Source organism: Paenibacillus sp. J22P169 (genome assembly GCF_059691995.1).
In genome coordinates, this window is the sequence record NZ_JCAUAO010000010.1 from 177,175 (window position 1) to 190,000 (window position 12,826).

Genomic DNA, 12,826 nt, shown 5'->3' on the forward strand with positions numbered 1-12,826 from the left:
GATCTGCTTTTTTGTTTTTCACAATCTGTATACGCGAGTGTAGCTTTATCCTTCCAACTTTCATAAATAAAGGTAAAATAAGGAATGCGGTGAAAATATGTAGTAAACAAATGAAATAGGTGATGTTTATGCGCAAAAGTAAGCCGATTTACGTCGAACAACTTATTCATGTCCCTATAGAGAAACTTTGGATCTATACCCAAACCCCCGAGCTTCACCAACAGTGGGATTTACGATTTTCTGAAATTACCTACCTTCCGAAGGATCAGGATGAAGAATCACAGCGTTTCGTGTACCGAACCAAAATTGGGTTTGGTATTGCCATTTCAGGCGAAGGAGAAACAGTTGGTACGCAAGAAAAGGATGGAGTCCTGACATCTAGCTTGAAGTTCAGTTCAGGGCACCCCTTATCCTTAATCTCAGATGGAGGGGGCTTTTGGCGATATATCCCTACAACGGAGGGCATACGCTTTTTAACCCGATATGATTATCGAACAAGGTTTGGATTTATTGGCAAATGCTTGGATGTAGGTCTGTTCCGTCCCCTGATGGGCTGGGCCACAGCTTGGAGTTTTGACGTGTTGCGTCTTTGGGTAGAGAAAGGGATCTCCCCCCAGCATTCACTTCGCCGCGCTGTGCTTGATATGTGCTCTATGTTTAGCTTATTCGTCATTTGGGTGTATCAGGGGGTTGTTCCCAAACTTTTATATCCAAACTCAGGAGAAATAACCATGCTGCAAGGGATACCCTGGGTACATGGATATGAGAGAACGGTTGTATGCCTAGCTGGACTAGTTGAGGTAGGTTTTGGTTTCTTATTCGTACTTCTTTCCCGGAAATATCGCAGGGCCTTACACCTGTGGAACATCGTGTTGTTGATCGGTTTGGGTATCGGCGCATTGAGCAGGCCCGCTGTCTATATAGAGCCTTTTAACCCGGTTACCCTGAGTATTGCCATGATTGCTTTATCGGTGATTAATCTAGCAAATCGATTGGATCTCCCGGATGCTATGAATTGCTTGCGGAAGCCGAGTAGCGAACGAGCCAGCAAAGGAGAGTGAAGATATGAGTTCAATCTATAAAAGGGTATTAGGGAATAGATTTGCAGATTTGCATCCGTCCATTCAAAAACGTTTTGGCTTCAGTAGCAAGGATGGTGTCGCTGCGATCGGTACAGGGGTCATGACCAAAGTGTGGTACGGAGGCCTATTTACACTGCCTTTTTTGACGCTGGGAGCATGGCGAAATATCTTATTCCCTCAGAAAGGTGAGAACATTCCATTTACCATTGAAAACTATGCGTATGTGGATCGTTATGGGCGTGAAACAGTCACCTGGATTAGGACTTTTGATTTTGTGGAAAAGAAACGTCGTTTTGATGCAACGATGATTTATAGTGAGAAGCGAAATCGAATCATTGATTACTTAGGCACACATCAGCATCTAGCGGTTGAAATCGATATGTCTGTTTCCGAACAAGGCGGTGTGCGTCTTCATTCCGGTCCGCAGTATTTCTACGAGGGACCAATTAACTTTCGTTTTCCGATGCTATTTTCTGGTTATGCTGATGTGTGTGAATGGTTCGATGAGGCGGATAGCAAGTTTCATATTGAAGTCAAGGTGCGCAATAAGGTCTTTGGGCCGTTGTTCGGATATCGCGGAGCCTTTGATGTTGTGTATATTCCTTTAAAGGATGGCGAAGTTCCCTCCCATGTTAAGCCAGTTCGTGAAGAACGCAGAGAATGATTGAAATTCCTCCTAGCCTTATTAAATATCTATACGTTGCGAACCGTAAACGTTTCTCGTTTATGGTTTTTAACTTATTCATCAAACTCCTTTAATCTGTAGGGTAAAACCTAAACTTCATAGGGTATGATTTGAGATGTTCAGACGATATAATAACTCGCGAAAGCGCTTTATTTTAGAAACCATACATAAATAAGGGTGGTGCATCATGCCTACACATAAGCAAGAAACAGATCTTTGTTGGCTTCGATACGAGCAACTGAATGAGGCCGCATTATTGGAAACCTACCGAACGTGGTGTCAGGAAATTGTCACCTATACGATATCCGAAGTCTTTCAGACGGCTGCGCACGAGCTCCATGAAGGAATATCAGCGTTGCTCGGTGTCGCGCCTGTATATTCAGAAACACCTACGAAATCACATGCGATTCTGCTTGGCGTCAAAGATCAGACGACTGCGCTGGATCATCTTTTGGATGCTAAGCGAGTAGCAAACATAGAGGAAGATGGTTATTTGATTCAATCGGTAGAAACATCAGGGCACAGCTATATCGTCCTCATCGGGGGCTCCGATAAAGGTGTGCTATACGCGGTGTTCGAATTGCTTCGCAGAATCCAGTGCGGGGAATCGCTTGAGCAACTCGCCATTGTTCAGAATCCTGCGAATCGCCTGCGGATGATGAATCAGTGGGATAACATGGATGGCAGCATTGAGCGTGGATACGCGGGTCGCTCCATTTTCTTCGAGGATAATGACATCGTCAAGAATCACACGCGCATTCGAGCCTACGCTCGCCTGCTCGCATCCGTAGGTCTCAATGCGATCTCGATCAATAACGTGAACGTGCATCGCCAGGAAACGATGTTGATCACAGAGGCGTTTCTCCCTGAGGTAGCACAGATTGCTGCGGTGTTCCGGTCGTATGGCATCACTTTATTTCTCAGTGTGAACTACGCAAGTACGATGGAAATTGGCGGATTGACTTCGGCTGATCCGCTGGATAACGACGTCATCCTCTGGTGGGAGGAGAAGGCGGCTGAGATCTATCAATACATCCCTGATTTCGGCGGTTTCTTGGTGAAGGCAGACTCCGAATTCCGCCCAGGGCCATTCACTTATGGCCGCGATCATGCAGACGGTGCTAATATGCTGGCAAATGCGCTTTGGCCGCATGGCGGTCTGGTCATTTGGCGCTGCTTTGTGTACAACTGCCTGCAGAATTGGCGAGATCGTTCAACCGATCGCGCGAAGGCAGCCTTTGACCATTTCACGCCGTTAGATGGGAAATTTAAAGATAATGTCATTTTGCAAATCAAAAATGGTCCGATGGACTTCCAAGTGCGCGAGCCGGTATCTCCACTCCTCGGAGGGCTGCGCAGCACGAATCAAATGCTGGAGCTGCAAGTGACGCAGGAGTACACAGGGCAGCAGAAACACGTTTGCTTCCTGGTGCCACAGTGGAAAGAAGTCATCGACTTTGATACGTATGCGCAAGGGGAAGGCTCGACAACAGCTGAAATTGCTAGCGGCGCTTTATTTGGGCGGGTGCACGGCGGTTTCGCAGCGGTGTCCAATATCGGAGATGATTGGAATTGGACGGGACATGTGCTAGCGCAAGCGAACCTATACGGATACGGCCGATTGGCCTGGGATCCTAGTCTTACTTCCGAAGCCATTGCTGAGGAATGGATCAAGATGACGTTCAGCCGGCAGCCAGAGATGGTTGCAACGCTTTCGGACATGATGCTCCGTTCTTGGAGCATTTATGAGAAATACACAGCACCGCTTGGCGTAGGCTGGATGGTCAATCCAGGTCACCACTATGGACCGAATGTGGATGGATATGAATATGCCAAATGGGGGACCTACCATTTTGCGGATTGTCATAGTATAGGTGTCGATCGCACTGTGAAATCGGGAACAGGCTACACGGCGCAATACCATGAGCCGCAGGCAGCGCGATACGAATCGTTGGCGGAATGTCCGGATGAGCTTTTGCTATTTTTCCATCATGTCCCTTACACCTACCGGTTGAAATCCGGCAAAACAGTCATTCAACACGTGTACGATACTCACTTTGAAGGCGTCGATGAGGCGGCTGGGTTAGTTGCTGCATGGACGTCATTACACGAGCAGATCGATGAAGTCCGTTATGATCATGTGCTGCAGCGTCTCAAGGAGCAGGCTGAGCATGCGATGGAATGGCGAGATGTGATTAATACGTATTTTGCGAGAAAATCGGGGATTTCTGATGAGTTGGGACGGACGATTTACTAAATAAACGACGGTTCTGTTAGAAACGAAGGAGGCTATAACGTGACCTACAAGCAGGAAGAGAATGTTTCGCTGTATCAGAAATTTGCGCGATATTTCGATATTGGCGCTGCTGTGAGCTCCAAAACCATTGAAACACAAGCCGAGCTGCTGAAACGGCATTATAATAGCCTAACGTGCGAAAATGAAATGAAATTTGCCGAGATTCATCCGGATCCGGACCGCTATACGTTCGGCGCGGCAGATGCGATCGTTGATTTTGCGACCAACCTGGGGAAAAAGGTTAGGGGTCATACGCTAGTGTGGCATAATCAAACACCAGAATGGGTGTTCGAGGGGCCTGCAGGAGCACAAGCAACGCGGGAAGAACTGTTGACTCGGATGCAGCAGCATATCGAGACCGTCGTAAAGCGATACCGTGGTCAGATCTACGCCTGGGATGTTGTGAATGAAGCGATCGAGGACACCGCAGATATTACGCTTCGCAAATCCAAGTGGCTCGACATCATTGGCGAGGACTATATCGCTAACGCCTTCCATTTCGCACATCAAGCGGATCCTAGCGCGCTCCTGTTCTACAATGATTACAATGAAACGAACCCTGTGAAACGGGAGAAAATTGCTGCGCTCGTCAAATCCTTGAAGGATCAAGGCGTGCCCATTCATGGCATCGGGATGCAAGGACATTGGAACATTCATGGTCCTTCCATCGATGAGATCCGCGCTTCGATTGAGCTCTATGCTTCGCTTGGTGTACAATTGCAAATTACAGAGCTCGATCTGTCGGTATTTGAGTTCGATGATCGACGGACCGATCTAACGGAGCCAACGAGCGAGATGCTAGAGCGGCAGGCCGAGCGGTACGAGCAAATTTTTGAGCTTTTTAAGGCGTACCAAGGGATTATTACGGCAGTCACGTTCTGGGGTGCGGCGGATGACTACACATGGCTGGACAATTTTCCGGTCAAAGGTCGGAAGAACTGGCCCTTCCTTTTTGATGGTCAACATAAACCCAAAGAGGCTTTTCATCGCATTTGCCGTCAGAACATGTAAAAAATATGAAATTAACCTCATGTTGTCAGAAGTGTCCAGAAGGGATACAATAGTAACAATCTAGATCGACTATGATACACCCCGCGAGTCCGGCTAAGCACCGGGCTCGCTTTTCCATTTTAATAACTGAGGGAGTGAATGTCATTATGCTGCAAGTGATGTTAGTTGATGATGAGCAATACGTCAGGAAAGGCTTACTTGGGTTAATAGACTGGGAGTCCTTAGGTTACTCTGTCAGCCTTGAAGCGGATAATGGAAAAGATGCGCTGCGAATGATTTCCTCCAGCCAGCCAGATGTTGTGATCACGGATATTCGAATGCCGGTCATGGATGGGTTGAAACTGATTGAAGAAGTGAAGCTTCGTAATCTCAGCGCCTGCAAATTTATTATATTAAGCGGTTACAATGATTTCTCTTATGCGCAGTCCGCCATTCGTTATGGTGTGAGTGACTACATTTTGAAGCCCATTGAGGAAGAGGACTTAGAAGAGACTTTACGGAAGCTAGCACTGCAAATTAAAGAAGAGCGTGTGCAGAAAGCGATTAGCGGACGTCTAACGTTGAAGGGCTTATTTGAACAGCTCAGCAGGGGCGATCAGGGGGCCAAAGCAGTGGCGGAGCTGGATGCGCGGGTTCGCTTGACCAAAGGAACGCTGCTGCGATACGGCATTGTTGAAATCAACCGTGGCTTCGCAGATGAGCGAGATTTGGAGACCTACAACCTGCAGGACGATGTCACCGTTGTAGCGGAAGCCTTGCAAACATTGGTTGGCGTACCGAATGATTTCATCGTCCAGCTGCGCAACCATCAGTGTGCATTTCTCATTTGCAGTGATGTGCTGAAGCTTTTTAGTGGCAGCTATGAACGCTTGGCAGAAGCACTGCAAAGCTTGTTAGCCAAACGGCTGCAGGCAGGTGTCACCCTTTATTTTGGTAAAAGTGTGAAAGAGATGACATCGCTGAGCGAGTCGATTCAAACAGCCAATGAATTGCTGCAGTACAAGTATGTGAAGGGTGCAACGGATGTCCTGTTTTACGAAGCCGTCTCCATGACGACCCTGAGCTATTCAGAGCCCGATGCCAGCTTGTTTCGGCAGATTCAAGAGGCTGTTGAAGAACAGGCGATGGATCAGATTAAGATGTCCATTACATCGTTGTTTGCGGCAATCGAGAACAAGTCGCTGGCCAAAGACGCCATTCGTACCATTATCAATCGCTACGTGCACAGCATCGTGGGAACCGTTCAGCAGATGCAGGGACCTACGGAGCTGCTAGTCAATCTCAAACCTATGCTGAGCTGGGATGCGCAACCCCTTTCTTTTACCGAGCTGCAGCTGTTGTTCACTTCCTTTATGATCGAGAGTTCTCGTATGATAGAACAATTGCGCGGGGAGCAGACGAAGGGCAGTATTCACAAGATCAAAAGCTATATCGAGCAACACTATCAAGACAACATTAATCTCAAAAGCATTGCGGCTGAGTTCTATATGAACCCCGTTTATGTGGGGCAGCTATTTAAGAAAAAGTACGGCATGTACTTTAACGAGTTTCTTCTATCGATCCGGATTAGCGAAGCGAAGAAGCAGCTCCGTCAAACGGATTTGCGCATTTATGAAATTGCCGAGAAGGTAGGCTTCAATAATGCGGACTATTTCGTGGCACAATTTGAGAAGCTGGAAGATATGCCTCCCTCTGAATATCGCAAGAGACTACTGATGAAGCAAGGCGGCCAGAGCCATGAGAAAACACCTCTTTCGACTAAATAATGTACGTATGCGCAATAAGTTGTTGATCCTTTATTTCCTATGCGTATTTATTCCGATATTATTGACCAATGTAATTTTCTATCAGGTGACGACGCACAACGTTCAACGTCAGAAGACTGTAGATATTTCTTTGAATTTGGATAAATTGAAAGATGATTTTCGGGCCAAAGTGGATAATGCCATAGGTATCTCATCCGTTTTCTATACAGATGGTATCTTGAACGCTGCCTTGGAGCAGAATTACGCGGAAACCATCGACTATGTCTGGGCCTATAATGCGCAGCTAGGGACGATGATTAATAAATACAATTCGGTGTATAGCGAAATAAAATCGATCGAGATGTATACAGCCAATCCGACGATTATTGATTCAGGAGGCCTGCATCCGCTGACAGAGACTATTCGCAATACGGACTGGTACCGGAACCTGCAGAAGGCGACTTCGGAGGGGCAACAATATCCGCTCGTTATGCGAAGCGGGGACAATGAGAGTATGTTCAGCGGGCTTAGCGTCATCCGGCAAATGAACAATTTCAGCAATGCGAACACGTACAGTAAAGTATTAAAAATTCAAATGAGCCCCGATGCGATTGAATTGATGTTCAGCAACCAAGCTTTGCAGGGTAATCTCTATTTACTCGATGGCGAAGGGGATATTCAATATGCCACTGATACGAAGCTGGACTGGGTTCGCGGGAAAATCAACTTCCGCAGCATCGCGATTCCGAAAAAAGCGATTCAGTTGGAGCGGGATTACACGACAAACTATTTGAAGAATTGGCGTATTGTTCTCGTATCGGATGAACATGTGTTGGATGCTGTGCGTAAATCGAAGCAATTCGTTGTGTATTTGGCACTCGTTAATTTCTTGCTGCCTACTTTAATTATTTTTTGGATTTCGTCTTCCTTCCATAAACGGCTAGTTCGCATTCTTGTCCATATGAAAAAGGTGAAAAATCAGCACTTCGATCTCATTAATGAACCGGAAACGAAGGATGAAATCGGACAGCTGATGCGAGAATTCAATCGGATGACGGTACAAATTAAGAGTCTTATTGATGATGTCTATATCGCAGACATTCAGAAGAAAGACATGGAGCTGAAACAGCGGCAATCGCAGCTGCATGCTTTGCAGAGCCAAATTAATCCTCATTTTCTGTTCAATGCGTTAGAAACGATTCGGATGCGCAGTCTGATTAAGCAAGAGAATGAAACGGCCAAGATCATTAAGAATATGGCTAAAATATTTCGCCGATCCTTGGAATGGGGCGGAGATTGGGTCACGTTCCGTGATGAGCTAGACTTGATATTATGCTTCCTAGAAATTCAGAAATACCGTTTCGGTGACAAGTTGAGCTACCGCTTTGAGGTTGAAGATTCTGTGTATGATTGCAAAATCCCTAAAATGACCTTACTCCCTTTCATTGAAAATGCGAGTCTGCATGGGATTGAACCCTTGCAAGGGCATGGTTTAATTGAACTTAAAGCAACGCGAGTCGGCGATGAGCTGCACTTTACGATTTCCGATAGCGGGATCGGGATGCCGCAGGAGAAGGTAGCGCTATTGAACGCCTACATGATGAATGGGGAAGACGTCAGCGAGCACGTTGGCATGAAGAACGCTTTTCTGCGGCTCAAATTGTATTATGGCAGCGCGATGGCTGTGCAGATTATTAGTGAGGGCGGTACGGGTACGATCGTCAAAATTGTAACACCCGTGAAGGCCAGCACGGGCCAAAGCGAATCTATGCTTTACTAAGAAGATTCTAAACTTTACTGGGTAATCAAGCTGGCGGCGGTTTTATATAATGAAAGTGCTTACAAGAAAGAGTTGAGAGGGGAGCTTCACTCAGAATGAAGAAACTACAATTAGTAACCATGAGTACATTGTTAGCGCTTTCGCTTAGCGCATGCAGCAGTTCTAAGACAGCAGATCCCGTAACTTCCGCAGCACCAAGCACTCCTAGTGGTACAGCTGCAGCAGCAGACGTTAAACCGGCTACATTCAGTTATTTCTTGTTCAACGCTGGGAAGAACATCAACACCAATGAAACACCAATTGGAAAAGAGTTGGAGAAGCAAACGGGGGTTAACTTCAAAGTTGAGAACCTTGTTGGGGAATCCAAAACGAAATCTGGTGTCATGATCGCCGGTAATGAATTTCCGGATGTTATTCAGCCAGAGGGTGAAATTGACAAGTTCATGGATGCAGGCGCATTCATTCCACTCGATGATTTAATTGCCAAATACGGTCCGAACATTAAGCGTGTATATGGCCCTTATTTCGACAAAATGAAACAAAAAGACGGTAAAATTTATCACCTTCCTTTTAGTGCCAACCAAGGCTTTATCGCTAACCCGAACGTAGACCAAGGTGCATTCTGGATCCAACGCGGCGTGTTGAAGGAGCTTGGCTATCCGAAGCTAACGACGCTTGATGAGTACTTTAATGCCATTAAGACTTATAAAGATAAACATCCACAAGTGGATGGCAAGGACACAATCGGGTTCTCCGTCATGACGTATGACACGAACTTCTTCACGATTACGAACCCTGCTTTCCATCTAGCTGGCTATCCGAATGATGGCGGACTTCTGATTGACTTGAAGACGCACGAAGCGAAGAGCAATGCGATTGATGAAGCAACAACGAAACGTTGGGTGAAAAAGCTCAATGAAGTGAATACATCAGGTCTATTCGATAAAGAATCATTCACAATGAACAAAGACCAATACTTGGCGAAATTGACTTCTGGTCGCGTGCTTGGTTACTTCGCATATGACTGGCAAGTGGGCGATGCTCGTAACAACTTGGCTAAAGCTGGCGTAGATGACAAGCGCTATGTTGCCCTGCCAATCGTGTTCGACAAAGGCGTTAAGGACCAATACTTAGATCCGCCTTCCTTCGTAAATAACCGTGGTATCTCCATTTCCAAGAGCGCAAAAGACCCTGTTCGCATTATTCAATTCTTTGATAACATGCTGAAGGACGAGAATCAAATCCTTTCGCAATGGGGTATTAAAGGTCAAACGTATGAAGTGGACGACAAAGGCAAGTTCTTCCGTACGGATGAGCAAATTGCAAAAATTAAAGATCCTAAGTTCTATGAAGATTTCGGTTTGAAGCAATTCGCTTACAATTGGCCGCGTTATGGCAGCTTCTCTGTTGTCAAAGGGGATAATGCCTTCGATCCGAACAAACAGCCAACTGTTGCTGAGAAGAACTATACCGATGGCGATAAAGCACTTCTGAAAGCATACAATGCGAAAGTATTTACGGATATGTTTAGCAAGCCAGATGAGCGTCCTTGGTACCCTGCATGGAGTATCAACAAAGGTCAAGGGACACCTGAACAAATTTTTGAGCAAAAAATGGGTGATCTTCAGAAGAAGGCTTATCCAGAAATGATTCTAGCGTCACCTGATAAATTCGAGAAAGTATGGACGGATTATGTGGCACAAGCAAGCAAGCTAGACATTAAAGGTTATGAAGCATTTATTACGAAAGTTGTTAAAGATCGCGTTGCAGGTAACTGGGCAAAATAAGTGTTAAGAGGGCGCCGGCACGAGCGCACGTGGTTCGTGTCAGGCGCCCTTTCTTTTAGAGATAAAAGGCAGTGATGGAGGAGATTGATTTTCTATGGAGAGCTTAACTGAAAATTCCCTAACGAGCAGGCAAAAGCTATCCGGGAAATCAACGGGAATAGCTTTGTTTTTTCAAAGGCTGGGTAAACAAAAAGTATTGATGGCCATGTCGCTTCCTTTTCTAATTTGGCTTTTTATTTTCAAATACGTTCCACTTTGGGGCTGGTCTATCGCGTTCCAAAAGTATCGCCCTGCCAAGAAGTTCTCCGAGCAGGAATGGGTTGGCTTTGATCAATTTAAATTCCTATTCCAGGATGATGGATTCATTCGTGTTATGCGTAATACGCTTGCGATGAGTACGATTAATCTCGTGCTAGGTTTCGTTACAGCGGTTACATTAGCTATTCTTCTCAATGAGTTGCGTCGTGTTATTTTCAAGCGTCTTGTACAGACGGTCAGTTATTTGCCTCACTTTATTTCCTGGGTTGTGGCAGCGAGTATTGTTTCGGGTGCGTTGTCTACGGACGGCGGTATTATCAATGAAATGTTAATGAAATTGCATGTGATTAGTGAACCCATTCTATGGCTCGGTAAGGGCGAATATTTCTGGGGGATCCTTGGTGCATCTGAGGTTTGGAAGAACGTAGGCTGGAACACGATCATTTATTTGGCGGCTATGACAACGATTGATCCGGCACTCTATGAGTCGGCGGAAATGGACGGAGCCAGCAGATTGCAGCGCATTTTGCATATTACGATTCCTGGCATTAAACCGGTTATTATCATCTTGCTAATTATGAATTTAGGTCACATTCTTGAGTCGGGCTTTGAACCGCAGTACCTGCTCAAAAATGGGATGAACATAGATTACGCAGAAAATCTTGATATTTTCGTACTCAATTACGGCATCAACTTGGGGAACTTCTCGTTGGCAACGGCGGCAGGCATCTTCAAGACAGTGGTTAGTTTTATCTTCTTAATCGGTGCGAATCAAATCGCTAAACGTGCCGGTGAAGCTAGATTATTCTAATTCTGACCATTTCATAAGGAGGTATCAGCTATGGAAGCTACGCAACAATCAAGCTCGAGCAGGCGAAGTACGGGTGTAGGTGATCGTCTGTTCGATATTTTTAATATCATTTTTATGTGCTGTCTCGTCGTGGTTACACTATATCCCTTCATCAACACGCTTGCCGTAGCTCTCAATGATGCCAATGATGCGGTTCGCGGAGGGATTTATCTATTCCCAAGAATGTGGACGATAGATAATTTCAAATATGTGTTTAGTGAAGCCGCCATTGTGCATGCTTTCTTCATTTCCGTGATGAGGACGTTGATTGGCACAGTCGTAACGGTATTCTGTTCGGCGATGGTGGCCTACACGATGTCGCGTCAAGAGTATGTGCTTCGTAAGTTTGTTACGATTTCTTTTATTTTCACAATGTACTTCAGTGGTGGCTTGATCCCAGGTTACTTGCTGATTCGTGATCTCGGTATGGTTGGAAGCTTCTGGGTGTATATCATTCCGGGCATGATCGGCGTGTTCAATCTGATTGTCATTCGCTCCTTTATCGAAGGATTGCCGGATGGCATTATGGAAGCGGCTCGTATTGACGGTGCTAATGATTTTTCGATGTTCATGCGTATTGTGCTTCCGCTCGTTGTTCCCGTCTTGGCGACCGTTGCCCTATTCAGCGCGGTAGGCCAATGGAATTCCTGGTTTGATGTCTTCTTGTACAACTCGTCCAAGGAAAACTTGAGTACCTTGCAGTATGAGTTGATGAAAATATTGCAAAACACGAATACGCAGACGTCGCAATCCGCCGCAGACGTATTCGCCAGCAGTGCGAATACAGGCGCAGCCTTAGTGACGCCAACATCGATTCGTGCGACGATGACGATCGTGGTAAGCGTTCCGATCATTATGGTCTATCCGTTCCTGCAAAAGTACTTTGTTAAAGGTATGACGGTTGGTGGCGTAAAAGGATAACAAAACGAGCGGTGAACCCCCGGCATCTCACATGTCTCGGGGGTTCATTTCATGAGGAGGCAATAATAATGGACAAACAAGCGACAGGTACCTCGACTTTGGGAGGCTACCGTAATTTATTCGCTGAATATGGCTATGCGGAAGAAGCGATACAAGCCAAGCTTGCGGACATGTGGAACCAAGTGTTCCACGGCGATGAGGACACAAGGATTTATTACGAAGCGGGCGATGCCGGAGCGTATTTGCTGGATACAGGTAACTTGGACGTGCGGACGGAAGGCATGTCCTACGGCATGATGATCGCTGTGCAGTTGGGTCACAAGGATGTTTTTGATCGAATTTGGAAGTGGACACACACGAACATGCTGTTGACCGAGGGCGATAATGCGGGTTATTTTGCTTGGTCGTGCT

10 protein-coding genes (1 of these 10 cut by a window edge) are annotated in these 12,826 nt (G+C 46.1%); all 10 read left to right on the top strand.

The window, feature by feature from the left end; all coding sequences use genetic code 11:
- The first annotated feature begins 122 nt into the window (after positions 1-122).
- A complete protein-coding gene (locus AC58QG_RS30830) occupies positions 123-1,061 on the top strand; it encodes a DoxX-like family protein (protein WP_497365879.1) in 939 nt (312 codons plus the stop codon).
- A gap of 4 nt (positions 1,062-1,065) precedes the next feature.
- Positions 1,066-1,746, top strand: a complete 681-nt coding sequence (locus AC58QG_RS30835) for a DUF4166 domain-containing protein (RefSeq protein ID WP_497365864.1) — start codon at positions 1,066-1,068, stop codon at positions 1,744-1,746.
- A 208-nt stretch (positions 1,747-1,954) separates the two neighbouring features.
- Complete coding sequence (locus tag AC58QG_RS30840; protein WP_497365865.1) at positions 1,955-4,024, top strand: alpha-glucuronidase family glycosyl hydrolase; 2,070 nt, start codon at positions 1,955-1,957, stop codon at positions 4,022-4,024.
- Between the two features lie 39 nt (positions 4,025-4,063).
- Positions 4,064-5,074: an endo-1,4-beta-xylanase gene (locus AC58QG_RS30845; protein WP_497365866.1), complete on the top strand. Its 1,011-nt coding sequence runs from the start codon at positions 4,064-4,066 to the stop codon at positions 5,072-5,074.
- Between the two features lie 146 nt (positions 5,075-5,220).
- Entirely contained in the window at positions 5,221-6,840 is a 1,620-nt protein-coding gene (locus AC58QG_RS30850; protein WP_497365867.1) for a response regulator transcription factor, read from the top strand.
- On the top strand, positions 6,812-8,599 hold the full coding sequence (locus AC58QG_RS30855) for a sensor histidine kinase (protein WP_497365868.1): 1,788 nt from the start codon (positions 6,812-6,814) through the stop codon (positions 8,597-8,599). The genes AC58QG_RS30850 and AC58QG_RS30855 overlap by 29 nt, the downstream gene beginning before the upstream one ends.
- A gap of 95 nt (positions 8,600-8,694) precedes the next feature.
- Positions 8,695-10,386, top strand: coding sequence for an ABC transporter substrate-binding protein (locus tag AC58QG_RS30860; protein WP_497365869.1), 1,692 nt, complete (start codon positions 8,695-8,697; stop codon positions 10,384-10,386).
- A 199-nt stretch (positions 10,387-10,585) separates the two neighbouring features.
- Complete coding sequence (locus AC58QG_RS30865) at positions 10,586-11,455, top strand: ABC transporter permease (RefSeq protein ID WP_497365880.1); 870 nt, start codon at positions 10,586-10,588, stop codon at positions 11,453-11,455.
- A gap of 30 nt (positions 11,456-11,485) precedes the next feature.
- Positions 11,486-12,415, top strand: coding sequence for a carbohydrate ABC transporter permease (locus AC58QG_RS30870; RefSeq protein WP_497365870.1), 930 nt, complete (start codon positions 11,486-11,488; stop codon positions 12,413-12,415).
- A gap of 68 nt (positions 12,416-12,483) precedes the next feature.
- Positions 12,484-12,826: the 5' portion of a family 8 glycosyl hydrolase gene (locus AC58QG_RS30875; RefSeq protein ID WP_497365871.1), read on the top strand. The gene runs 803 nt beyond the window's last position; 343 of the gene's 1,146 nt are visible here — the first part of the coding sequence; it begins with the start codon at positions 12,484-12,486; its stop codon lies off the right edge, out of view.

Coding starts and splice junctions, on each gene's coding strand:
- AC58QG_RS30830 (WP_497365879.1), top strand. CDS start 123: ATGTTTATGCGCAAAAGTAAGCCGATTTACGTCGAACAACTTATTCAT.
- AC58QG_RS30835 (WP_497365864.1), top strand. CDS start 1,066: ATGAGTTCAATCTATAAAAGGGTATTAGGGAATAGATTTGCAGATTTG.
- AC58QG_RS30840 (WP_497365865.1), top strand. CDS start 1,955: ATGCCTACACATAAGCAAGAAACAGATCTTTGTTGGCTTCGATACGAG.
- AC58QG_RS30850 (WP_497365867.1), top strand. CDS start 5,221: ATGCTGCAAGTGATGTTAGTTGATGATGAGCAATACGTCAGGAAAGGC.
- AC58QG_RS30855 (WP_497365868.1), top strand. CDS start 6,812: ATGAGAAAACACCTCTTTCGACTAAATAATGTACGTATGCGCAATAAG.
- AC58QG_RS30860 (WP_497365869.1), top strand. CDS start 8,695: ATGAAGAAACTACAATTAGTAACCATGAGTACATTGTTAGCGCTTTCG.
- AC58QG_RS30865 (WP_497365880.1), top strand. CDS start 10,586: ATGGCCATGTCGCTTCCTTTTCTAATTTGGCTTTTTATTTTCAAATAC.
- AC58QG_RS30870 (WP_497365870.1), top strand. CDS start 11,486: ATGGAAGCTACGCAACAATCAAGCTCGAGCAGGCGAAGTACGGGTGTA.